General features: G+C 61.2%; 1 protein-coding gene. It reads right to left on the bottom strand.

Annotation, left to right across the window (positions count from 1 at the left end; translation table 11 throughout):
- Positions 1-66: 66 nt before the first annotated feature.
- The coding region (locus I6F47_RS20500) for a major capsid protein (RefSeq protein WP_197184481.1) at positions 67-549 on the bottom strand (483 nt) is incomplete at its 5' end.

The following is a 549-nucleotide window of genomic DNA, read 5'->3' as shown; positions in this document are numbered from 1 at the left end:
TAAAAGAGCGTCCTCGCCCAGCAGGGAAAGGACGCTCTCCGTCATGCGCCCGAAGACGCTTGCCATTTAGCTCGCGGCCACAGACAGCTTGATGACTGCCTCGGGCAACGAGTTGAAGTGGATCGGGTTGGACTGCGCCTCGCCGATGATGCCCTTGTTGAAAGGCATCGCTTCCTGCTTGGCGTAGAACGGCAGGCCCTGCGTGTTCACCGTCTCCATGTAGTCCGCAGGTGCGAACTTGGACTGGAACATGCCGGGGACACCTTCGGGGTAGGCGTAGGCGATACCGTCAGCGATGAAGTCGCCGGCCGAGGTGCCGCCGTCGTAGACCTCGAAGATCACGCCTGCGAACTCGAAGTCGCCACCGTTCACCTGGTCGGTGCGCAGGTAGGCGCCTTGGTTCCACAGTTCCCACGCCTTGATCATCTTGGTGTTCTGCACCAGGGGGGTGAAGAAGCCCAGCGAGCAGATCACGCGGATGCGACCGAAGGAGCGACCACCCATCTTGGCGCGGATCATCGACTTGAGGGTGATGATCGAAGCCTTGGG

Origin of the sequence: Pseudoalteromonas sp. NZS37 (assembly GCF_015864265.1) — a bacterium.
Taxonomy (GTDB): Bacteria; Pseudomonadota; Gammaproteobacteria; order Enterobacterales; family Alteromonadaceae; genus Pseudoalteromonas; species Pseudoalteromonas arctica.
This window is presented reverse-complemented; position numbering and strand designations above follow the sequence as displayed.